Here is a 22,427-nt window from a genome sequence, read left to right as displayed (position 1 = left end):
GCGTTCGGCCTCGGCCGCGGGCGCCTGGTCCGCCCAGGCCGCCAGGGCCGGCGCGATGGCCGCGTCGATCACCGCCGGCCGGCCGGCGCGCCAGTCCTCCCACGGGAAGAACCGCGACCAGGACGCCCAGCCGGTGTCCGGGGCGGCGTGCTCGGGCGGGGAGGGGGCCAGGGCCAGATAGCCGACCGAGACCACCCGCGCGGCGCCCGCGCCGACGTCGGCCAGCGGCGCGTCGCGGCCCTGGTCGCCGAAGGTGTAGAGCTGCTCGACATAGCCGAGCTCGAAGCCGGTCTGTTCGGTCACGAAGGCCCGCAGCGCCAGCTCGAAGGTGCGGTGGCCGGCCGGATCGAAGGGACCGAAGGGCAGGCCGGGCAGACCGGCCCCGTGCGGCGCGACGGTCAGCACCGCGGCCTCGCCGTCGCGTACGGCGACGACCACGGCCGACAGGCCGATGACGACCGCCGTGCCGCTCACCAGTCCGCCTTGAGGTCGAACGGGCGTCCTTCGTGGGCCAGCTCGCCGCGGCCGATGGCGTGGGCGGCGTCGATCATCCGGCCCTGGCGGGCCATCAGCATGTCGGCCAGTTCCACGATGCGCGGGTTGGGCGTGGCGTAGCGCGACTTGCGCCGGATCTCGAAGGCGATCTCGTGCTCGGAGGCGTGCGGATTGCGCTGGCAGGCCAGCACGAAAGCCGCGGCGCTGGAGCGGCTGATGCCGGCCCAGCAGTGCACCACGATCGGCGCGCTGGCGTTCCAGCCGCCTCCGAAGGCCAGCAGCTGGCGCACCACCGAGGCGTCCGGCGGATTCAGGCCTTCGACGAAGTCGGACACGTCATGGCAGCCCAGGCGCAGGTGGCGTTCGGGCGCGATCCCTTCCGGCGTCTCGATCTCGTGGTCGGGGTCCAGCAGGGTGACCAGGTGCGACGGCTTGCGCGTGCGCGCGATGGTGTCGACGTAGCTCAGCGGACAGACGATGATCGTCATCGCTCACTCCGTCTGGTGCGCCGCCGGCGACGGGGCCAGTCCCGCGGCCTCGGCCAGGGTCTGGTACCGTTGCAGGTAACGCGCCTGGGCCTGGGCCGGCGCCAGCGGCTCGATCGTCAGGGCGTAGCCCGCCGGCGGTCGGCCGAAGAGTCGCACGGATTCCGGCTCGCTGAAACCGGCCAGTTGCGTCGCTTCGTAGAAGGCGCAGGCGAGGTCGGCCTTCTTGATCAAGGTCTTGATCTCGGTCGGGACCTTCGGCGGCAGGCCGAAGCGCAGGTGAATGGCGCCTTCCAGACGAGTCTCGAAGCTCTTGTAGTCCAGCCCCAGGGCCGCCTTGAACGGCGAGATCATGTCGCCGATCACGTATTCGGACGCGTCGTGCAGCAGGGCGGCCAGCCGCCAGCGCGGCTCCAACCCCGGCGACAGGTGGGCGGCGATCTCCTCCACCACCAGGCTGTGCTGGGCGACCGAAAAGGCGTGCTCGCCCACGGTCTGGCCGTTCCATCGGGCCACCCGGGCCAGGCCGTGCGCGATGTCCTCGATCTCGATGTCGAGCGGGGAGGGATCGAGCAGGTCGAGCCGGCGGCCCGACAGCATGCGCTGCCAGGCGCGCGGTGGTTCGGCGCGGGACGTACGCAGCCCTTTTGCCAAGTTGTTTGTTCCTTATCCGTGAGGTCGAGCAACTGGCGCATCGTGCGGCGAAGATCAATGCAGGAAGGCGGCTTGTGATGGAATGGGGACGCGTGACCGTGCCGCTGTCCGGCGCAGACCAGGACCGCCCGGCCCTGGAAACGGCGGCGGCGATCGCCACGCGCTTCGAGGCGGAAGTGGCCGCGGTCTATTGCCCGCCCGACCCGGCCGAACTGACGCCCTGGCTGGGCGAAGGCTTCGTCGGCGGCGTGCAGGTCGCCGCGATCGAGAGCCTCAAGGAGGCCGCCGTGGAGGGCGAGCGCAACGCGCGCGCCGCCTTCGAGACCCTGGCCTATCCCCGCAAGACCTTCACCGTCCTGGTGTCGCCCGTGGGCCGTGGCCTGTCCGGCGAGGTGCGGCTGTCCGACCTGGTGGTGTTCGACGACGGCGCCTCGCGCGGCAAGGGGCCGTTCAGTGGGGCCTTCGAGCAGGTGCTGATCGACGAGCGGGCGGCGGTGTTCGTGAACCGCGGCGGCGATCCGTTCGGCACGGCGGTGGTGGCCTGGGAAGGCGGCGAGCCGGCCAGCCGCGCCGCGCGGCGGGCCGCGCCGATCCTGCGTCGCTGCGAGCGCGTGTTGATCGTCGGCTCGCCGCTGTCCGACCGGCCGTGCGACCTGCGCAGCCTTCAGGCCTATTACGCGGCGCGCCGTATCGAGGCCGAGATCCGGCCGCTGGAGCGCGGCGGCGACCCGATCGAGGGCGTGCTGGCCGTCGCCGAGGCCGAGAACGCCTCCCTGCTCGTGGGGGGCGCCTTCGGCCATTCGCGGCTTCGCGAGTTCATATTCGGCGGCGCGACGCGGGCGATCCTGCAATCGGCGAAACCGTCGCTGTTCCTGGCGCATTAACAGAGAAAAGGAGGAGAGAAGGCCATGTCCCTGTCCCGCATCGTCATGCGCCTGGCGCGCAATCCCGGCACTGAATTCGCCGACGGCGACGACCGTCGCGGCTACACCCTGGTCGCGCCATTGACCGAGGACGGGAAGCTGAACGAAGTCGAGTTCCGCTCGTTCCGGGACCGCTGCACCGTGCGACGCTTCGCGCCCGACGAGGATCCGGCCGAAGGCCGCCTGGCGCGGCGGGGGGACAACTGGTTCTTCGACTACGAGGAAGGCACCGACGTCGACGACGAGCCGGTCTACAAGCTGGGCCAGCACCGCTTCGTGCTGGGCGAGTACGTCACCGTCGCCGACGAGGAGGGCCGCTTCCTGACCTACAAGGTCACCGACGCGCAGCCGACCAATTGACGACTAAAAGTTGAATTTCGGGCCGGGTGTGGGGGACAGGCCACGCCCGGCTCAGCTATCTCTACCGGCGTTCTTCGAGGGGGAAGCCCGGTGGATCAGCTCGACACCGCGTGGGGATATGTGCTGGCGAACGTGCCGATCGCGATCGGCGTCGTCGTCTTCGTGATCCTGGGCTTCCGGATCAACCAGGAATACCAGCGCAGCGTCATCTACCGGCTGGGCCGCTACAAGCGCACCTCCGGGCCGGGCGTGTTCTGGATCATCCCGCTGCTCGAGCGGTCGGTGAAGGTCGACGTGCGCATCAACACCGTCACCCTGCAGCCGCAGGATGCGGTGACCCGCGACGGCGTGCCGGTGAAGGTCAACGCGGTGCTCTGGTACAAGGTCGACAATCCGGCCGCGACCGTGAACGCCGTACAGGATCCGCATGTCGCCATCGTGCAGGCGGCCGAGACCACGCTGCGCGACGCCATCGGCCAGCACGACCTGGACGACCTGCTGAAGCATCGCACCCAGCTGAACACCCACCTGCTGGGCACGCTCGAAGCGGCGGCCAAGAAGTGGGGCGTCGACATCGACGCGGTGGAGCTGCGCGACCTCGACATTCCAGAGCAGATGCAGCGCGCCATCGCCCGCGAGGCCGAGGCCAGCCGCGAAGCGCGCGCCCGTCTGATCAAGGCGCAGGGCGAAGCCAACGCCTCCGAGACCCTGGTCGAGGCCGCCAAGGCGATCATGACCGCGCCGGCCGCGCTGGAGATTCGCCGGCTGCAGGCGCTGACCGAGATCGGGGTGGAGCACAACTCCACCATCATCGTGGCCATGCCCACCGAGCTGACCCAGCTGGCCGCCCGCATGGCGACCCCGCAGTCGTAAGGCGCGGGCGTCGGCCGCCTGCGGCCGACGGGACTATCGAAGTCGCGGTGCGACCCGGCTAGATACGGCGATGGACCTCCGCCGCCTCGCCCGTCTGTATTTCGGCCTCGTCCTGTTCGGGGTCTCGACCGCCCTGATGGTCCGCTCGCGCCTGGGCCTGATGTCGTGGAGCGTCTTCCACGAAGGCCTGTCCCTGCAGACCGGCCTGAGCATGGGCCTGATCGTCAACCTGGTCGGCGTCGTGGTCCTGCTGGCCTGGATCCCGCTGCGGCAACGCCCCGGGCTGGGCACCATCAGCAACGTCGTGGTCATCGGCCTGGCGCTCGACGCGTCGCTGGCGGTGCTGCCGAAGGTCGACCCGCTGGGCTGGCGCATCGCCCTGATGACCGTGGGAATCATCCTGAACGGCTACGCGACGGCGGCCTACATCACCGCCGGCTATGGGGCGGGGCCGCGCGACGGCGTCACCCTGGGCCTGGCCAAGATCACCGGCCTGTCGATCAAACGGGCCCGCATGTGCGTCGAGCTGGGCGTGCTGGCCTGCGGCTGGCTGCTGGGCGGGGCCGTGGGCGTGGGGACGATTCTCCACGCGCTGACGATCGGGCCGATGATGCAGGCCTGGATGCAGGTTTTCGCGCGCGTCGACGCGCGGATCAGCGCCGCGCGGGCGCAAGCGCCGCTTGAAGCGGGGCGGGCGTAGCACCACCTCTTCGCGCCCGCGGCGACGCGTCATTGTCATTACGAAGAAAAGTCGAATGCAGAGGGCGGGGCGGTGCTTGCTTCCCCAGGTTCGCCTTGCTATGTCGCACGGCTCTGGCGAAGGCCGCCTGCGTCGACGGGCTCGGAAGTCCACCGGCGCGCGGTCGTCTGCCTGAAGGAGTGTAGCTCAGCTGGTAGAGCATCGGTCTCCAAAACCGAGGGCCGGGGGTTCGAGTCCCTCCACTCCTGCCACTATTTCCGCCGGGGGACGGTTCGCAGTCGCGGACCGTCCCTCGACGACTTTTTGACAGGGACCTGGACGCTCCAGGTTCGGAAGGGTGCGACGGAACGTCGATGGCTAAGCAACAGGCTCCGACCGCGCTGAACCGCGGGGCGCGCGCCGCCTCCGGTCGGGGCGCGCCGCAAAAGCCGGTGATCGACGCGGAGGCGCCTGCGCGCAAGAAGCGCGTCAGCCCCGCGCAATACTTCCGCGAAGTGCGCGCCGAGGCCCGCAAGATCACCTGGACCAGCCGCAAGGAGACCTGGATCACCTCGGTGATGGTCTTCATCATGGTCCTGCTCGCGACCTTCTTCTTCTGGGTCGTGGACTTCCTGATGGGCTTTGGGGTCGCCCAGGTCCTGAAGATCGGCGGCTGAGGAGACACGCGTGACGGACGTCGCAGTCGAGGCCCGCCCGGTCTCCAATCCGAACCACAAGTGGTACATCGTCCACGCCTACTCGAACTTCGAGAAGAAGGTGGCCGAGACCATCCGCGAGCAGGCCAAGGCCCAGGGGCTGGACGACAAGTTCAGCGAGATCCTGGTGCCGACCGAGGACGTGGTGGAAATCCGCCGCGGCCGTAAGGTCAACTCGGAGCGCAAGTTCTTCCCCGGCTACGTGCTGGTGAAGATGGAGCTGACCGACGAGGCCTACCACCTGGTCAAGAACACCCCGAAGGTGACCGGCTTCCTGGGCTCGGGCGCGCGGCCGATTCCGGTCAGCGAGCGCGAAGTCCAGCGCATCGTCGGCGCCATCGAGGAGGGCGTCGAGCGCCCGAAGCCGACCATCCATTTCGACATCGGGGAAAAGGTGAAAGTCACCGACGGCCCCTTTGCGAGCTTCGACGGCGTTGTGGAAAGCGTCGACGAAGAACGGGCCCGCCTGCGCGTCAGCGTTTCGATTTTCGGACGCGCCACGCCGGTGGACCTGGAGTACGGGCAGGTCGAGAAGACGGTCTAAGGACCGTCCTCAACGCCGCCTGAAACCCGTGGAAGGGGCGCCACCCCGCACCACGGCTCACCGCTCCACAAGGAAGTCCCTTGGGAGCATTTAGGAGAGAACCATGGCCAAGAAGATTCTCGGCTACATCAAGCTGCAGGTGAAGGCCGGCTCCGCCACGCCGTCGCCGCCGATCGGTCCGGCGCTGGGTCAGCGCGGCGTGAACATCATGGGCTTCTGTAAGGAGTTCAACGCCCGCACCGAGAACGTCGAAAAGGGCACGCCCCTGCCGACCGTCATCACGGTGTACCAGGACAAGTCGTTCACCTTCGTCACCAAGACGCCGCCGGCCACCTTCTACCTGAAGCAGGCCGCCAAGATCACGTCGGGCTCGCAGAAGCCGGGCCGTGACTCGGCCGGCAAGGTGACCATGGCCCAGTGCCGTGACATCGCCGAAAAGAAGATGAAGGACCTGAACGCGAACGATCTGGATCAAGCGACCAAGATCATCGCCGGCTCGGCCCGCTCGATGGGCCTGCAAGTGGTGGAGGGCTGATCCAATGGCTAAGCAACCGAAGCGCGTTCAGTCGTTCGTCGTCGACCGCGAAAAGACCTACGCCCTGGGCGAGGCCATCGCGTCCGTGAAGTCCAACGCCAAGGCGAAGTTCGATGAGTCGATCGAAATCGCCGTGAACCTGGGCGTCGACCCGCGTCACGCCGACCAGCAGGTCCGCGGCGTGGTCAACCTGCCGTCGGGCACCGGCCGTGACGTCCGCGTCGCCGTGTTCGCCAAGGGCCCGAAGGCCGACGAAGCCACCGCGGCGGGCGCCGAAGTGGTGGGCGCCGAGGACCTGGTCGAAAAGGTCCAGGGCGGCTTCATGGACTTCGACCGCGTGATCGCCACGCCGGACATGATGGCCCTGGTCGGCCGTCTGGGTAAGGTGCTGGGCCCGCGCGGCCTGATGCCGAACCCGAAGGTCGGCACCGTGACCATGAACGTCGGTCAGGCCGTGAAGGACGCCAAGGGCGGCGCCGTCGAGTTCCGCGTCGAGAAGGCGGGCATCGTGCACGCCGGCATCGGCAAGGCCTCGTTCACCCAGGAAGCGCTGGAACTGAACGTCCGCGCCTTCGTGGACGCGCTGCAGAAGGCCAAGCCGTCGGGCGCCAAGGGCACCTACGTGAAGAAGATCTCGCTCAGCTCGACCATGGGTCCGGGCATTAAGCTGGATCCGGCCTCGCTGACCGCCTAAGCGCGACGCGAGTTCAATCGAACGAGAAGGGCGAGGCTCCGGCCTCGCCCTTTTTGTTTGCGCGCCGGTCAGAAGGTGCGGCTCAGCGACGGGCCGAAGTCGAATTCGGTGAAGCGCGCGCTCGTCCGGTTCGAGAAGCGGTGGGAGAGGGCGGTCGTCCACTCCAGCGCCCAGCCGTTCGCGAAGGTCCGCTCGGCGGTCAGCGCGACTTGGGCGAAGACGTCGGTGCGCCCGTCGTTGGCGCCGGCGGTGAAGTCGGACGCGGCGAGGTGGCCTTCGACCGTGACCTGGTGGCCGAACAGGGGGGCGGCCACGGCGTGCTCCAGGGTCATGGTCGCGCGGGCGCGGCGCAGCTCCGGCTCGTCCGATCCCTCGTATTCGGCGGTGAACTCCGCCGCCACGCCGTGCGCCTCGAAGCTGTAGGCGATCTGGCCGATATGCAGGGTGTACTGGTGGTCGGCGAAGTCGTGCGCGTAGCCCGCGAAGGCGACGTACTCCGCGGCCAAGCTTCCGGGCCCGAGGGGGCGCTGCACGGCCGCGAAGCCCTCCAGCCGGCCCTCGCCCAGCTGGTCGTTGTAGCCGCCGGCGTAGACGTCGGCGTCCACCGAGCCCCCGCCGGCGAGCTCCCATCCGCCCAGCGGCAGGGGCACGACGTAAAGCGCCGCGCCTGGCGTCGCGGAGACGGCCACGACCTGGTCGGAAGCGCTCTCTCCGGCGTTGCTCGAAAAGGTCCCGCCCAGGGAGAGGTCGAGCGAGACCGGACGCGCCGTCGGCGGCTGGTCGAAGACGAGCTGGTAGGCGTGCTGGCGCAGGCCGTCGTCGACGTCGTAGCTGCCGGTCGGGTCTCGGCTCTGGGCCTGAGCGTGGCTCGCGACGGCGATCAACCCCAGGACCGCGACGCCGGTCCGGCGCACCCTAGAAGTCCACGGCGTCGCGCAGCAGCGGGCAGGTCATGCAGTGGGCGCCGCCGCGGCCGCGTCCCAGCTCGGCCCCGGAGATGACGATCACCTCGATCCCCGCCTTGCGCAGCAGGTTGTTCACGTGGGTGTTGCGGTCGTAGGCGTAGACCACGCCCGGCGACTGGCAGACCACGTTGGCGCCGCTGTCCCACTGGGTGCGCTCGCGCAGATAGGCGCTGCCGCCGGTCTCCACCACGCGCATCTGCCTCACGCCCAGCGCGTCGGCCACGGTGTCGACGAACGGGGTCTCGTCCTTGCGCAGGTCCAGCTGGCCGGGCTTGTCGCCCGGCCGGTAGGAGTAGGCGTGAACCCGCTCCATGATGTCGGGATAGACCACGACGCAGTCGCGGTCGGCGAAGGTGAAGACGGTGTCCAGGTGCATGGCGGCGCGCAGCTTGGGCATGGCCGCCACGATGATCCGCTCGGCCGCGCCGGCCTCGAACAGCTTCAGCGCCAGCTGGCTGATGGCCTGGCGTGAGGAGCGCTCGCTCATGCCGATCAGGACGTTGCCCTTGCCGATCGGCATGACGTCGCCGCCTTCGAGGGTGGCCGAGCCCCAGTCCTGGGTCGGGTCGCCCCACCAGACGTTCACCTTGCCGGCGAAGTCGGGGTGGAACCGGTAGATCGCCGCCGCCAGCAGGGTCTCCTCGTGGCGGGCCTCCCAGAACAGCGGGTTCAGCGTCGTGCCGCCGTAGATCCAGCAGGTGGTGTCGCGCGTGTAGAGGGTGTTGGGCAGCGGCGGCAGCAGGTACTCGGCCGCGCCCGCCGCCTCGCGGATCAACTGCAGGGTCGAGCCGCCGATCTCGACCGGGAACTCGTCGGTCGACAGGCCGCCGATCAGGATCTCCGCCAGCTCGCGGTCGGGCAGGCCGTCCAGATAGCTGCGCACCTCCGCGACCAGCTCCGGGCCGACCTGGTTGGCGACCACCTGGTGGTCGAGGACCCACTTGCGCGCCTCGCGCACGCCGACGGTGGCGGCCAGCAGGTCGTGCATCTCCAGGACCTCGACCCCGCGGTCGCGCATCTTCTGGACGAAGTCGAAGTGGTCGCGCTTGGCGGCCTCCACCCACAGCACGTCGTCGAACAGCAGGGCGTCGCAGTTGCTGGGGGTCAGGCGCAGGTGGGCGCGGCCGGGCGCGCAGACCATCACCTTGCGCAGCTCGCCCACCTCGGAGTGGACGCCGAAAGCTCCGTCAGCCGCCATGGTCTCCTCCGCTCAGATGGTGATCGCGCCCGTGACCAGGGCGTAGACGCCGGCGACGGCGCCGAGGGCGGCGATCGCGAACACGGCCAGGTCGAGCGGGCTGAAGACGCGCCGGCCCTGCTCGCGCCGGGTCCAGACGTAGAGAAGGGTGCCGGGCGCATAGAGCGTCGCCGACAGCAGCAGGAACTTCAGCCCGCCGGCCAGCAGCATGAAGGCGGTGTAGGCGGTGGCCGCGCCGGCGATGACGAGGTCCCGGTTGCGGCCGCCCGTGGCCGCGTAGGTCTCGCCGCTCCGGGCCAGCTTCACCCCGTACAGCGCTACGAACAGGTAGGGGATCAGCGACATGGCGCTGGTCAGGTTGAGCATCAGGGTGAAGGCGTCGTTCGAGAACAGGGTGCTGATCAGCAGCAGCTGGACGATGACGTTGGTCAGCCACAGCGCCGCCGCCGGCACTGCGTTCTTGTTCTCGGTCGCGAACACCCTGGGCATGTCGCCGGCCTTGGCCGCGGCGAACAGCACCTCGGCGCAGATCAGCGACCAGGCCAGGTAGGCGCCCAGCACCGAGACCAGCAGGCCGACGCTGACGAAGATCGCGCCCCAGGGGCCGACCACGGCCTCCAGCACCATGGCCATGGACGGCTGGCGCATGTCGGCGACCGCGGCGCGGTCCAGCACCGCGTAGGGCAGCAGGGTGACCAGCACCATCAGGCACAGCACGCCCAGGAAGCCCAGGATGGTGGCGACGCCGACGTCGGCGCGCTTCTGCGCGTAGCGCGAATAGACGCTGGCGCCTTCGACCCCGATGAAGACGAAGACCGTGACCAGCATGGTGGCGCGCACCTGCTCGAACAGGCTGGTCTGGGCCAGGCCGGGGCCGCCCCACAGGTTGGCCCGGAACAGGCCGGCGTCGAAGGCGAAGGCCAGGATGGCGACGAACACCAGGATCGGGATGATCTTGGCCACCGTCACGACGGCGTTCACGAAGGCGGCGTTGCGGATCCCCATCAGGATCATGGCGTGGAACAGCCACACGCCGACCGAGGCGACCAGCACGGCGGGGATGGTGTTGCCGTCCCCGAACACCGGGAAGAAGGCGCCCAGCGTGGCCTTGATCAGCACCCAGTAGGAGACGTTGCCGATACAGCTGCCGATCCAGTAGCCGAACGCCGACAGGAAGCCCGGATAGTCGCCGAACCCGGCCTTGGCGTAGGCGAACACGCCGGCGTCCAGGTCCGGCTTGCGCTCGGCCAGGGACTGGAACACGCGGGCCAGCATGTACATGCCGCCGCCGGCGATGGCCCAGGCGATCACCGCGCCGACCGGGCCGGTCGCGCCGGCGAAGGTGCGGGGCAGGGAGAAGATGCCCGCGCCGACCATCGAGCCCACCACCATGGCGGCGAGCATCGGCAACGACAGCTTGCGGGTGGCCTCCATGCCGCGCTCCTAGGCGTCCAGCTCCGGGTAGTTGCGGAAGATGTCGTCCTCGTTGGGCGCCAGGCGCCGGTCGCTGGCCAGGTAGGCGGCGATGCGCGGCCGCGCCTTCACCCGCTCGTGCACCGCCATGACTTTCGGCGTCGTCGCCAGGACCCGCCCGGCGGCCTTGGGGAAGGCGTAGGTCAGGCCCTCGACCACCTGGAACAGCGACAGGTCCGGATAGGTGAGGGCCTCGCCCACCAGCCAGCCGTCGCCGGCCGCGTTCTGCGTCAGGATGCGTTCGAACCAGCCCAGGAACTTAGGGATGCGGGCGTCGCGGAATTCCTTGGCCCGCCGCGCCGCCTCGGGTTTCTGGTCCTCGTAGTAGAGGCCCGCGCCCAGCGGGTGGTGCACGTCGTGCGCCTCGACCACCAGGTCGGCGACGGTCAACTGGATCTGGTGGGCCCACAGCCGATCGGTCTCGCCAGCGGGGGCCAGGCCGAGACGGCGGCCCAGATAGAGCAGGATGTCGGCCGTCTGGCCGATCAGGACGTCGCCGTCTTTCAGGAACGGCGGCGCGAACGAGGGATGGGCGACCGTCCGGCCGGTCATCAGCTCCATCATCGGCCGCACGCCGCGCTCGCGCGCGACGTCGGCGTAAGGCGCGCCGGCGTCCTCCAGGGCCAGGCGCACGAACTCGCCGCGTCCCTGGATGGTCGGCCAGTAGTAGAGCTCGTAGGCCATGGATGCTTCCTGCCGTCGTCGGCAACTGAAGCAGGGCGGGGCGGTTCCTCTGGCGTGCGCGCCGAAGCTGAGCCATAACAACGGTATGTCGACCGAAGCGCTGCGCCCGGCCCGCAATCCGGCCTTCACCGTGATCACCGCCGGCCTGCTGGGCGGGGCGGGGGACATCACCTACGCCATCGTGTTCCACGGCCTGCGCGGCGTCGCGCCGGAGCGGATCTTCCAGTCGGTGGCCAGCGGCGTGTTCGGCAAGGCGTCCTTCCAGGGCGGCATGGCCACGGCCGCGGCCGGGGCGGCGCTGCACTTCTTCATCTCGATCGTCGCGGCGGGCGTGTTCTACATGGCCGCCACGCGGGTCCGCGCCCTGGTGCGCTACCCCGTGATCTTCGGCCCGCTGTTCGGCCTGGCCATGTGGCTGGCCATGAACTTCGTGATCGTGCCGCTGTCGGCCGCCCGCACCCCGACCTTCGACGACACCTTCCGGGTGATGACGGACATCATGTCCCACGTCTTCCTGTTCGGCCTGCCCATCGCCCTGGTCACCCGGGCCGGCCTGAAGGACTGAAACCGCCGGCCTTCGCCGTCGGCGGTTGAAATTCTCCCAAGTCCGATGTAGTAGGCGCGGCTTCCGGCAGCAGGCTCGTCCTGTCGCCGGTCCTGTCCGAGAACTGCGGGATCCAGGGGTCGCCTGGGCCGTAACGGGGAAGAGCCCTTCCTCGCCGCTGGGAGACGGGGCGTGAGGTACGAATCCGAATTCCGCCTTCAGCGGAACGGTTCGCGCCGATCATCCTAGGACAGGCTGAACGGTGAGCGCGCGGGAGTTTTCCCTCGCCGAGCCGTCGTTCGGCCGCCGGAATGGTCCGGCTGCTGCAACCGAGTACGGAGACCGCAATGGACCGCGCACAAAAGGCCGAGTCGATCGAAGCGCTGAAAGGCGTCTTCGCCGGCGCCGGCGCCGTGGTCGTGACCCACTACATGGGTCTGACCGTTGCGGAAATGACCGACCTTCGTGGCCGCCTCCGCAAGGAAGGCGCCCAAATCAAGGTGGTGAAGAACACTCTGGCCCAGAAGGCTCTGGACGGCTCGATCGGCGAGGAGGGCGACGCCCTCTTCAAGGGTCCCGTCGCCATCGCCTTCGCGCCGGATCCCGTCTCCGCCGCCAAGGTCGTGACCGAATACGCCAAGGGCAATGACAAGCTCAAAGTCGTTGGCGGCTTCATGGGTCAAACGGTGCTGAACGACCAGGGTGTGAAGGCGCTCGCCTCGCTGCCCTCGCTCGATCAGATCCGGGCCACGCTCATCGGCCTCGTTCAGGCTCCGGCGACCAAGGTCGCGGGCGTCCTGGCGGCCCCGGCTGGCCAAATCGCGCGCGTTCTCAAGGCTCACGCCGACAAGAACGCCGCCTAATCGGTCATCTCCGCGATCCACACTCAATTCCGCTGAAGGAACTACCAAATGTCGAAGCTCGAAAAGCTGGTTGACGACCTGTCCGCCCTGACCGTCCTGGAAGCCGCTGAGCTGTCCAAGCTGCTCGAAGAAAAGTGGGGCGTGTCGGCCGCCGCTCCGGTCGCCATGGCCATGCCGGCCGGCGGTGGCGCGGCTCCGGCCGAAGCTGCTGAAGAGCAGACCGAGTTCACCGTCGTCCTGACCGACGGCGGCGACAAGAAGATCAACGTGATTAAGGAAATCCGCGCGATCCGTTCGGACCTGGGCCTGAAGGAAGCCAAGGACCTGGTGGAAGGCGCCCCGCAGACCGTCAAGGAGAACATCTCCAAGAACGAAGCGGCCGAAATCGCGAAGAAGCTGGAAGAAGCCGGCGCCAAGGTCCAGATCAAGTAATCTGGCTTGCGTCAGTTCTGACGTTTCGACGGGCTCGGAGGGAAACCTCCGGGCCCGTTTTCTTTTGCGCGGCCGGGCCCCGCCCGGCGGCCCGAAGGTGTCCGATAGTTCATGCAACCTGCGCTCGCAGGTCGTGTTGATTCAGGCGGGGACGACGTAAGGCCTTCTTGCGGAGGAGGTACGCCATGCGTCGAGTACTCGCCTCAGCCCTGGTCGCATTCTCGCTTTCGGCGTCCGCCGTCGCCGCCGCGCCGGCCGATCTGGACGCCTGGGTGAAAACGGCCCAGCAACGCCTCGACAAGGTGCTGGGAGAGCCTGTGGGGTTCTCCTCGCCCGGCACGCGCATCGGTGAAGTGCGGATGCATGTCGACGCCCAGGGCAATCTCTCCGGCTTCGAGCTGATCAGGTCCACTGGATCGGCGCCCAACGACGAGGTCGTGATGGACGCGGCCAGGGACATGGGGCGCCTGCCGCCGCCGCCGGCCTCGGTGATGGGCCATCCGGTCGTGGTGCGGGTGTCGTTCATCACCCCGACCAGCATCCAGGAGCGCTACGGCCTGCCGGAGCTGAAACCTTACGTCTACATCGAAGAGAGCTCGGTTTCGGCGCCGCAACCGAAGTAGCCGCGCCCGGGCCGGTCCGCAGTCCGCCCCGCCGCCGCGCCGGCCGGCGGGGCGGGGTCAGGGCTGCGTGATTTTGTTCCCGGCGGGCCTTCCCATCGCCGTGAAAGCGATTATAAGTCGCCCCCCGCACGAATCTAAAAATTCGCGCGCTTAGCGCCGAGGCTCGATCCGCCGCCCTCCGATCGAGCGAAGGCGCGCTTCGCGTGAGCGAAGCTTTCCAGCGTCCGTCGGACCCGCGCTTCGAGCCAGGTCCGAGCCGAGGGTGGACGCAGGGATGAAACGGCGCGCCGCCCTCATTGCGCGCGCCTGGAATTTTTGGCGCAGTTCGCCGCTGCGCCGAGGGAGCGACGATGGTCCAATCGTTCACCGGCAAGAAGCGCATCCGCAAGTCGTTCGGCCGCATCGCCGAAGCCGTGCAGATGCCGAACCTCATCGAGGTTCAGCGGTCCTCTTATGAGCAGTTCCTGCAGCGCGACGTCCGCCCGGGCCTGCGCACGGACGAAGGCCTCGAGGCCGTCTTCAAGTCGGTGTTCCCGATCAAGGACTTCAACGAGCGCGCCACGCTCGAGTACGTCTCCTTCGAGTTCGAAGAGCCGAAGTACGACGTCGAGGAGTGCATCCAGCGCGACATGACCTTCGCGGCTCCGCTGAAGGTCAAGCTGCGCCTGATCGTCTTCGAAAGCGACGAAGAGACCGGCGCCCGCTCTGTGAAGGACATCAAGGAGCAGGACGTCTACATGGGCGACATCCCGCTCATGACCGACAAGGGCACCTTCATCGTCAACGGCACCGAGCGCGTCATCGTCTCGCAGATGCACCGTTCGCCCGGCGTGTTCTTCGACCACGACAAGGGCAAGACGCACGCTTCGGGCAAGCTGCTGTTCGCCGCCCGCATCATTCCGTACCGCGGCTCCTGGCTCGACTTCGAGTTCGACGCCAAGGACATCGTCTACGTCCGTATCGACCGTCGCCGTAAGCTGCCGGCCTCGACCTTCCTCTATGCCCTGGGCATGGACGGCGAAGAGGTGCTGCGCACCTTCTACGACGTGGTCCCCTACGAGAAGCGCGGCGAAGGCTGGGTCACGCCCTACAAGCCGGAACGCTGGCGCGGCGTGAAGCCGGACTTCGACCTGGTCGACGCCGACAGCGGCCAGGTGGTCGCCCAGGCCGGCCACAAGATCTCGGCCCGCGCGGCGAAGAAGCTGGCCGACCAGGGCGTGAAGGCCCTGCTGCTGGCCCCCGACGCGCTGGTCGGCAAGTACATGGCCGGCGACGCCGTCAACATGTCGACCGGCGAGATCTACGCCGAAGCCGGTGACGAGCTCGACGCCGCCGCCGTGAAGGCGCTGGAAGAGCAGGGCTTCACCACCGTCGACGTGCTGGACATCGACCACGTCACGGTCGGCGCCTACATGCGCAACACCCTGCGCGTGGACAAGAACCAGTCGCGTGAAGACGCCCTGTTCGACATCTACCGCGTCATGCGTCCGGGCGAGCCGCCGACGATCGAAGCGGCCGAGGCGATGTTCGCCGGCCTGTTCTTCGACGCCGAGCGCTACGACCTGTCGGCCGTCGGCCGGGTGAAGATGAACATGCGTCTGGAGACCCCGGAGGTTTCCGACGAGATCCGCGTGCTGCGCAAAGAGGACATCCTCGAAGTGCTGCGCCTGCTGGTCGGCCTGCGCGACGGCCGCGGCGAGATCGACGACATCGACAACCTCGGCAACCGCCGCGTCCGTTCGGTCGGCGAACTGCTCGAGAACCAGTACCGCGTCGGCCTGCTGCGCATGGAGCGGGCGATCAAGGAGCGCATGAGCTCGGTCGATATCGACACGGTCATGCCGCACGACCTGATCAACGCGAAGCCGGCGGCGGCCGCCGTCCGTGAATTCTTCGGCAGCTCGCAGCTGTCGCAGTTCATGGACCAGACCAACCCGCTGTCCGAGATCACCCACAAGCGCCGCCTCTCGGCGCTTGGCCCGGGCGGTCTGACCCGCGAGCGCGCCGGCTTCGAAGTCCGCGACGTGCACCCGACCCACTACGGCCGCATCTGCCCGATCGAAACGCCGGAAGGCCCGAACATCGGTCTGATCAACTCGCTGGCCACCCACGCCCGCGTGAACAAGTACGGCTTCATCGAGAGCCCGTACCGTCGCGTGAAGGACGGCAAGGCCACCGAAGAGGTCGTCTACATCTCGGCCATGGAAGAGGCGAAGCACGTCATCGCCCAGGCCAACATCAAGCTGGAAGGCGGCGAGATCGCCGAGGACCTGGTCCCCGGCCGCATCAACGGCGAACCGACCCTGTTGACCAAGGACACGGTCGACATGATGGACGTGTCGCCCAAGCAGGTCGTCTCGGTCGCCGCGGCGCTGATCCCGTTCCTGGAAAACGACGACGCCAACCGCGCGCTGATGGGCGCCAACATGCAGCGTCAGGCCGTGCCGCTGATCGAGGCGGACGCCCCGCTGGTCGGCACCGGCATGGAAGCCGTGGTCGCCCGCGACTCCGGCGCCGTGGTCGTGGCCAAGCGTGACGGCGTCGTCGAGCAGATCGACGGCACCCGTATCGTCGTGCGCGCCACCGCCGAGACCGACCCGACCAAGCCGGGCGTCGACATCTTCCGTCTGTCGAAGTTCCAGCGCTCCAACCAGAACACCTGCATCAACCAGCGTCCGCTGGTGCGGGTGGGCGACCGCGTGCGCGCCGGCGACGTGATCGCCGACGGCCCGTCCACGGAGCTGGGCGAGCTGGCCCTGGGCCGCAACGTGCTCGTCGCGTTCATGCCCTGGAACGGCTACAACTTCGAAGACTCGATCCTGATCTCCGAGCGCATCGTCCGCGACGACGTGTTCACCTCCATCCACCTCGAGGAGTTCGAGGTGATGGCCCGCGACACCAAGCTGGGCCCGGAAGAGATCACCCGCGACATCCCCAACGTCGGCGAGGAAGCCCTGCGCAACCTCGACGAAGCGGGCATCGTGGCGATCGGCGCCGAAGTTCAGCCCGGCGACATCCTGGTCGGCAAGGTCACCCCGAAGGGCGAAAGCCCGATGACCCCGGAAGAGAAGCTGCTGCGCGCCATCTTCGGCGAGAAGGCTTCGGACGTGCGCGACACCTCGCTGCGTCTGCCCCCGGGCGTCGCCGGCACCGTCGTCGAAGTGCGCGTGTTCAACCGTCACGGCGTCGACAAGGACGAGCGCGCCCTGGCCATCGAACGCGCCGAGATCGAGCGTCTGGGCAAGGACCGCGACGACGAGCTGGCCATCCTGGAGCGCAACGCCTACGGCCGTCTGCGCGACCTGCTGGTCGGCAAGAACGCCCTGTCCGGTCCGAAGGGCCTGGGCCGCGGCGAAGTCTCGGCCGAGAAGCTGGCTGAAATCTCCAAGGGCCTGTGGTGGCAGGTCGCCCTCGACGACGAGAAGTCGATGGGCGAGATCGAGGCCATGAAGCGCCAGTTCGACGAGGCCAAGAAGCGTCTCGACCGTCGCTTCGAGGACAAGGTCGAGAAGCTGCAGCGTGGCGACGAACTGCCGCCGGGCGTCATGAAGATGGTCAAGGTCTTCGTGGCCGTGAAGCGCAAGCTTCAGCCGGGCGACAAGATGGCCGGCCGTCACGGCAACAAGGGGGTCATCTCCAAGATCCTGCCGATCGAGGACATGCCCTACCTGCAGGACGGCACCAACGTCGACATCGTGCTGAACCCGCTGGGCGTGCCGTCGCGCATGAACGTCGGTCAGATCTTCGAGACGCACCTGGGCTGGGCCTGCGCGGGCCTCGGCAAGCAGATCCAGGAGCTGCTCGAGGACTGGCAGAACGGCGGCCAGAAGCAGGCGCTGATCGACCACCTGCGCGACGTCTACGGCCCCGACGAGGTGCTGCCGGACGACGAAGCCGAGCTGGTCGAGCTGGCCCGCAACCTGTCCAAGGGCGTTCCGATCGCCACCCCGGTGTTCGACGGCGCGCACATCAGCGACATCGAGAATCTGCTCGAGAAGGCGGGCCGCAACCGCACCGGTCAGTCGGTGCTGTTCGACGGCCAGACCGGCGATCAGTTCAAGCGCCCGGTCACGGTCGGCTACATCTACATGCTGAAGCTGCACCACCTGGTCGACGACAAGATCCACGCCCGTTCGATCGGCCCGTACTCGCTGGTCACCCAGCAGCCGCTGGGCGGTAAGGCGCAGTTCGGCGGTCAGCGCTTCGGGGAAATGGAGGTGTGGGCGCTCGAAGCCTACGGCGCCGCCTACACCCTGCAGGAAATGCTGACGGTGAAGTCGGACGACGTGGCGGGCCGCACCAAGGTCTACGAGGCGATCGTCCGCGGCGACGACAGCTTCGAGGCCGGCATTCCGGAGAGCTTCAACGTGCTCGTGAAGGAAATGCGCTCGCTGGGCCTGAACGTGGAGCTGGAGAACAGCTGATCGTCCTAGCCCCTCCCTCGCGCCAGCGGGGGAGGGGCCGATCGCTCTTCAGCCCCTCATTGAAATACGCGGAGCCGAGGCTCCGCACTGACGAACTGGATATTCGATGAACCAGGAAGTCCTGAACATCTTCAACCCGGTCCAGGCCGCCCCGACCTTCGACCAGATCCGCATCTCGCTGGCCTCGCCCGAGAAGATCCGGTCGTGGTCGTTCGGCGAGATCAAGAAGCCGGAGACCATCAACTACCGGACCTTCAAGCCGGAGCGCGACGGCCTGTTCTGCGCCCGCATCTTTGGTCCGACCAAGGACTACGAGTGCTTGTGCGGCAAGTACAAGCGCATGAAGTACAAGGGCATCATCTGCGAGAAGTGCGGGGTCGAAGTGACCCTGGCGCGCGTTCGCCGCGAGCGCATGGGCCACATCGAGCTGGCCTCGCCGGTCGCCCACATCTGGTTCCTGAAGTCGCTGCCGTCGCGCATCGCGTTGATGCTGGACATGGCGCTGAAGGAAGTGGAGCGCGTGCTCTACTTCGAAAACTACATCGTCACCGAGCCGGGCCTGACCCCGCTGAAGCAGAACCAGCTGCTGAACGAAGACGAGTACTATCGCTACCAGGAAGAGTTCGGCGACGACAGCTTCACCGCTGAGATCGGCGCCGAGGCCGTGCGCAACATGCTCATGGCCATCGACCTGCAGAAGGAAGCCGAGCGTCACCGCGCCGAGCTGGCCGACAACCCGTCGGAAATGAAGGCCAAGAAGGCGTCCAAGCGCCTGAAGCTGATCGAGGCCTTCCTCGAGAGCGGCAACAAGCCGGAGTGGATGATCCTGACGATCGTCCCGGTCATCCCGCCGGAACTGCGCCCGCTGGTGCCGCTGGACGGCGGCCGCTTCGCGACCTCGGACCTGAACGACCTGTACCGCCGGGTCATCAACCGTAACAACCGCCTCAAGCGCCTGATCGAGCTGCGCGCGCCGGACATCATCATCCGCAACGAAAAGCGGATGCTGCAGGAAGCCGTCGACGCCCTGTTCGACAACGGCCGCCGCGGCCGCGTGATCACGGGCGCCAACAAGCGTCCGCTGAAGTCGCTGGCCGACATGCTGAAGGGCAAGCAGGGCCGCTTCCGTCAGAACCTGCTGGGCAAGCGCGTCGACTACTCGGGCCGTTCGGTCATCGTGGTCGGTCCCGAGCTGAAGCTGCACGAGTGCGGCCTGCCCAAGAAGATGGCGCTGGAGCTGTTCAAGCCGTTCATCTACGCGCGTCTGGACGCCAAGGGCCTGTCGGGCACCGTCAAGCAGTCCAAGCGCATGGTCGAGCGCGAGCAGCCGCAGGTCTGGGACGTGCTGGAAGAGGTGATCCGGGAACACCCGGTGATGCTGAACCGCGCCCCGACCCTGCACCGTCTGGGCATCCAGGCGTTCGAGCCGAAGCTGATCGAAGGCAAGGCCATCCAGCTGCACCCGCTGGTCTGCGCCGCCTTCAACGCCGACTTCGACGGCGACCAGATGGCCGTGCACGTCCCGCTGTCGCTTGAAGCGCAGCTGGAAGCGCGCGTGCTGATGATGTCGACCAACAACATCCTCAGCCCCGCCAACGGCCGCCCGATCATCGTGCCGTCGCAGGACATCGTGCTCGGCCTGTATTACCTGTCGCTGGCCCGTGACAACGAGCCGGGCGAGGGCAAGCTGTTCGCCAACATGGGCGAGATCGACGCGGCGCTCGACGCCCGCGTGATCACGCTGCATTCGAAGGTGAAGGCGCGCCACACCGAGATGAACGAGGCCGGCGAGGTGATCACCCGCGTGATCGACACCACGCCGGGGCGGATGAAGATCGCCGCCCTGCTGCCGCGTCACCCGGCGATCAACCACAAGCTGCTCGAGAAGAACCTCACCAAGAAGGAAATCGGCAACCTGATCGACGTCGTCTACCGCCACTGCGGTCAGAAGGCGACGGTCATCTTCGCCGACCAGATCATGGGCCTGGGCTTCCGCGAAGCCGCCAAGGCGGGCATCTCGTTCGGCAAGGACGACATCGTCATTCCGGAGCGCAAGACCGCTCTGGTCGACGAGACCCGTCACCTGGTCGAGGAGTACGAGCAGCAGTACGCCGACGGCCTGATCACCAAGGGCGAGAAGTACAACAAGGTCGTCGACGCGTGGGCCAAGGCCACCGACCGCGTCGCCGACGAGATGATGGCCGAGATCGCCACCAAGCGGAAAACCGACGACGGCCGCGAAATGGAGATCAACTCGATCTTCATGATGGCCAACTCGGGCGCCCGTGGCTCGCAGGCCCAGATGAAGCAGCTGGGCGGCATGCGCGGCCTGATGGCCAAGCCGTCCGGCGAGATCATCGAGACCCCGATCGTCTCGAACTTCAAGGAAGGCCTGACCGTGCTGGAGTACTTCAACTCCACCCACGGCGCCCGTAAGGGTCTGGCCGACACCGCCCTGAAGACCGCCAACTCGGGCTACCTGACCCGCCGTCTGGTCGACGTCGCGCAGGACTGCATCATCACCGAAGAGGACTGCGGCTCGACGCGCGGCATCACGCTGCGCGCCGTGGTCGAGGGCGGCGACGTCCTCGTCTCGCTGGGGCAGCGCATCCTGGGCCGCTGCGCGGCCGAGGACGTCAAGGATCCGTCCACCGGGGCCGTCGTGATCCCGGCTGACGGCTACTTCGACGAGTCGGCGATCGAGCTGGTCGAACGCGCCGCGGTGCAGTCGGTGAAGGTCCGCTCGGTGCTGACCTGCGAAAGCGACGTCGGTGTCTGCGGCGCCTGCTACGGCCGCGACCTGGCCCGCGGCACGCGGGTGAACATCGGTGAAGCCGTGGGCGTCATCGCCGCCCAGTCGATCGGCGAGCCGGGCACCCAGCTGACCATGCGTACCTTCCACATCGGCGGCACCGCCCAGGTGGCGGAGCAGTCGTTCTTCGAAGCCACCAACGAAGGCGTGGTGCGCATGGCGGGCGGCGCGACCGTCACCGGCGCCCACGGCGACCTGGTGTCGATGAGCCGCAACCTGACCGTCACCGTCCAGGTCGACGGCAAGGACCGCGAGTCCTACCGCGTCCCGTACGGCGCCCGGATCCGGGTGAAGGACGGCGACCCGGTGAAGAAGAACCAGCGCCTGGCCGAGTGGGACCCGTACACCGCCCCGATCCTCACCGAAGTGGGCGGCAAGGTCCGCTTCGAGGACCTGGTCGACGGTCTGTCCGCCAAGGAAGAGACCGACGAAGCCACCGGCATCGCCCAGCGCGTGATCGCCGACTGGCGCGCCTCGCCGCGCGGTTCGGACCTGCGTCCGGCCGTGGGCGTTCTGGCGGCCGACGGCTCCTATCTGCGCGTCGCGTCCGGCGCCGAGGCCCGTTACCTCCTGCCCGTGGGCGCCATCCTCTCGGTGGCCGACGGCGACGAGGTGCGTCCCGGCGACGTGCTGGCCCGTCTGCCCACCGAAGGCGCCAAGACCCGGGACATCACCGGCGGTCTGCCGCGCGTGGCCGAACTCTTCGAAGCCCGCCGTCCGAAGGACTGCGCGGTCATCGCGGAAATGGACGGTCGCGTCGAATTCGGTCGGGACTACAAGAACAAGCGCCGCATCAAGATCACCCCGGAAGACGGCGGTGAAGCGGTCGAGTTCCTGATCCCGAAGGGCAAGCACATCTCGGTGCACGACGGCGATCTGATCGCGAAGGGCGATTACATCATCGACGGCAACCCGGATCCGCACGACATCCTGCGCATCCAGGGCATCGAAGCGCTGGCCGAGTTCCTGGTGAACGAGATCCAGGAGGTCTACCGACTGCAGGGCGTGCCGATCAACGACAAGCACATCGAGACGATCGTCCGTCAGATGCTGCAGAAGGTGGAGATCCTGGACGCCGGCGACACCGGCCTGATCCGGGGCGACCACCTGGACAAGGTCGAGGTCGACGCCGAGAGCAAGAAGACGGAAGCCCGTGGCGGCCGTCCGGCCATCACCCAGCCGGTCCTGCTCGGCATCACCAAGGCGTCGCTGCAGACGCGCTCGTTCATCTCCGCGGCTTCGTTCCAGGAGACCACGCGCGTGCTCACCGACGCTTCGGTCAACGGCAAGATCGATACGCTGGAAGGCCTCAAGGAGAACGTCATCGTCGGCCGCCTCATCCCGGCCGGCACGGGCTCCTACCTGCGGGGCATGCAGCGGATCGCCGCCAAGCGCGACGAGCAGCTGGTCCAGCAGCGCGAAGAGACCATGGAGCCGCTGCCGGTCGAGAT

Annotated in this window: 20 protein-coding genes, 1 tRNA gene and 1 pseudogene; 15 read left to right on the top strand and 7 right to left on the bottom strand. The window is 67.9% G+C overall.

The window, feature by feature from the left end; all coding sequences use genetic code 11:
• The 3 genes and pseudogenes from G3573_RS09850 to G3573_RS09840 all read right to left on the bottom strand — a co-directional run.
• Nucleotides 1-474, bottom strand: a pseudogene (locus tag G3573_RS09850) (NAD regulator); the annotation flags it as partial.
• The gene (locus tag G3573_RS09845; protein WP_163260914.1) at nucleotides 471-983 is read right to left on the bottom strand and encodes a hypothetical protein; all 513 of its coding nucleotides are present in this window, start codon (nucleotides 981-983) and stop codon (nucleotides 471-473) included. The gene G3573_RS09845 and the pseudogene G3573_RS09850, both read right to left, overlap by 4 nt.
• Before the next feature lie 3 nt (nucleotides 984-986).
• Nucleotides 987-1,634 (bottom strand): HD family hydrolase, encoded by a 648-nt coding sequence (locus G3573_RS09840; protein ID WP_163260913.1) that lies wholly within the window; start codon nucleotides 1,632-1,634, stop codon nucleotides 987-989.
• A gap of 77 nt (nucleotides 1,635-1,711) precedes the next feature.
• Here G3573_RS09840 and G3573_RS09835 point away from each other — a divergent pair, with 77 nt between their 5' ends.
• The 9 genes from G3573_RS09835 to rplA all read left to right on the top strand — a co-directional run bounded on the left by G3573_RS09835 (nucleotide 1,712) and on the right by rplA (nucleotide 6,958).
• Nucleotides 1,712-2,518: a universal stress protein gene (locus G3573_RS09835; protein ID WP_163260912.1), complete on the top strand. Its 807-nt coding sequence runs from the start codon at nucleotides 1,712-1,714 to the stop codon at nucleotides 2,516-2,518.
• A 24-nt stretch (nucleotides 2,519-2,542) separates the two neighbouring features.
• Nucleotides 2,543-2,917 carry a hypothetical protein gene (locus G3573_RS09830; protein ID WP_163260911.1) on the top strand — a complete coding sequence of 125 codons (375 nt, stop codon included), beginning with the start codon at nucleotides 2,543-2,545 and terminating at the stop codon, nucleotides 2,915-2,917.
• Nucleotides 2,918-3,007: 90 nt separating this feature from the next.
• Nucleotides 3,008-3,790 (top strand): SPFH domain-containing protein, encoded by a 783-nt coding sequence (locus tag G3573_RS09825; RefSeq protein ID WP_163260910.1) that lies wholly within the window; start codon nucleotides 3,008-3,010, stop codon nucleotides 3,788-3,790.
• A 70-nt stretch (nucleotides 3,791-3,860) separates the two neighbouring features.
• On the top strand, nucleotides 3,861-4,490 hold the full coding sequence (locus tag G3573_RS09820) for a hypothetical protein (RefSeq protein ID WP_163260909.1): 630 nt from the start codon (nucleotides 3,861-3,863) through the stop codon (nucleotides 4,488-4,490).
• Nucleotides 4,491-4,665: 175 nt separating this feature from the next.
• A tRNA-Trp gene (locus G3573_RS09815) sits at nucleotides 4,666-4,741 on the top strand.
• Nucleotides 4,742-4,843: 102 nt separating this feature from the next.
• Nucleotides 4,844-5,146 (top strand): preprotein translocase subunit SecE, encoded by a 303-nt coding sequence (gene secE, locus G3573_RS09810; protein WP_163260908.1) that lies wholly within the window; start codon nucleotides 4,844-4,846, stop codon nucleotides 5,144-5,146.
• Between the two features lie 10 nt (nucleotides 5,147-5,156).
• Complete coding sequence (nusG, locus tag G3573_RS09805) at nucleotides 5,157-5,729, top strand: transcription termination/antitermination protein NusG (RefSeq protein WP_163260907.1); 573 nt, start codon at nucleotides 5,157-5,159, stop codon at nucleotides 5,727-5,729.
• A 103-nt stretch (nucleotides 5,730-5,832) separates the two neighbouring features.
• Nucleotides 5,833-6,264: a 50S ribosomal protein L11 gene (rplK, locus tag G3573_RS09800; RefSeq protein WP_163260906.1), complete on the top strand. Its 432-nt coding sequence runs from the start codon at nucleotides 5,833-5,835 to the stop codon at nucleotides 6,262-6,264.
• Nucleotides 6,265-6,268: 4 nt separating this feature from the next.
• Entirely contained in the window at nucleotides 6,269-6,958 is a 690-nt protein-coding gene (rplA, locus tag G3573_RS09795) for a 50S ribosomal protein L1 (protein WP_163260905.1), read from the top strand.
• 68 nt (nucleotides 6,959-7,026) lie between these two features.
• Here rplA and G3573_RS09790 read toward each other — a convergent pair whose 3' ends face one another.
• Genes G3573_RS09790 through G3573_RS09775 form a run of 4 tightly spaced genes read right to left on the bottom strand, consistent with a single transcriptional unit; the run spans nucleotide 7,027 to nucleotide 11,278 of the window.
• The gene (locus G3573_RS09790; RefSeq protein ID WP_163260904.1) at nucleotides 7,027-7,872 is read right to left on the bottom strand and encodes a hypothetical protein; all 846 of its coding nucleotides are present in this window, start codon (nucleotides 7,870-7,872) and stop codon (nucleotides 7,027-7,029) included.
• Between the two features lies 1 nt (nucleotide 7,873).
• Nucleotides 7,874-9,121, bottom strand: coding sequence for an arginine deiminase (locus G3573_RS09785; protein ID WP_163260903.1), 1,248 nt, complete (start codon nucleotides 9,119-9,121; stop codon nucleotides 7,874-7,876).
• A gap of 12 nt (nucleotides 9,122-9,133) precedes the next feature.
• Nucleotides 9,134-10,555: a basic amino acid/polyamine antiporter gene (locus tag G3573_RS09780; protein ID WP_163260902.1), complete on the bottom strand. Its 1,422-nt coding sequence runs from the start codon at nucleotides 10,553-10,555 to the stop codon at nucleotides 9,134-9,136.
• 9 nt (nucleotides 10,556-10,564) lie between these two features.
• Nucleotides 10,565-11,278, bottom strand: coding sequence for a glutathione S-transferase (locus tag G3573_RS09775; RefSeq protein WP_163260901.1), 714 nt, complete (start codon nucleotides 11,276-11,278; stop codon nucleotides 10,565-10,567).
• An 85-nt stretch (nucleotides 11,279-11,363) separates the two neighbouring features.
• On the opposite strand from G3573_RS09775, the gene G3573_RS09770 reads away from it, so the two are divergent.
• The 6 genes from G3573_RS09770 to rpoC all read left to right on the top strand — a co-directional run.
• Nucleotides 11,364-11,843, top strand: coding sequence for a hypothetical protein (locus tag G3573_RS09770; RefSeq protein ID WP_163260900.1), 480 nt, complete (start codon nucleotides 11,364-11,366; stop codon nucleotides 11,841-11,843).
• 326 nt (nucleotides 11,844-12,169) lie between these two features.
• Nucleotides 12,170-12,685, top strand: coding sequence for a 50S ribosomal protein L10 (rplJ, locus tag G3573_RS09765; RefSeq protein WP_163260915.1), 516 nt, complete (start codon nucleotides 12,170-12,172; stop codon nucleotides 12,683-12,685).
• Between the two features lie 48 nt (nucleotides 12,686-12,733).
• Entirely contained in the window at nucleotides 12,734-13,117 is a 384-nt protein-coding gene (gene rplL / locus G3573_RS09760; RefSeq protein ID WP_163260899.1) for a 50S ribosomal protein L7/L12, read from the top strand.
• A 185-nt stretch (nucleotides 13,118-13,302) separates the two neighbouring features.
• On the top strand, nucleotides 13,303-13,740 hold the full coding sequence (locus G3573_RS09755) for an energy transducer TonB (protein ID WP_163260898.1): 438 nt from the start codon (nucleotides 13,303-13,305) through the stop codon (nucleotides 13,738-13,740).
• Between the two features lie 350 nt (nucleotides 13,741-14,090).
• Entirely contained in the window at nucleotides 14,091-18,164 is a 4,074-nt protein-coding gene (gene rpoB, locus G3573_RS09750; protein WP_163260897.1) for a DNA-directed RNA polymerase subunit beta, read from the top strand.
• Between the two features lie 106 nt (nucleotides 18,165-18,270).
• Nucleotides 18,271-22,427 (top strand): DNA-directed RNA polymerase subunit beta' (gene rpoC, locus G3573_RS09745; protein WP_163260896.1); only part of this gene is annotated, 4,157 nt, incomplete at its 3' end.

The sequence above is a fragment of the Caulobacter sp. 17J65-9 genome, assembly GCF_010975005.1.
In the GTDB taxonomy this organism is placed as follows: Bacteria; Pseudomonadota; Alphaproteobacteria; order Caulobacterales; family Caulobacteraceae; genus 17J80-11.
Note: the sequence above shows the minus strand (reverse complement) of the source record. Positions and strands in the feature narration are given on the sequence as shown.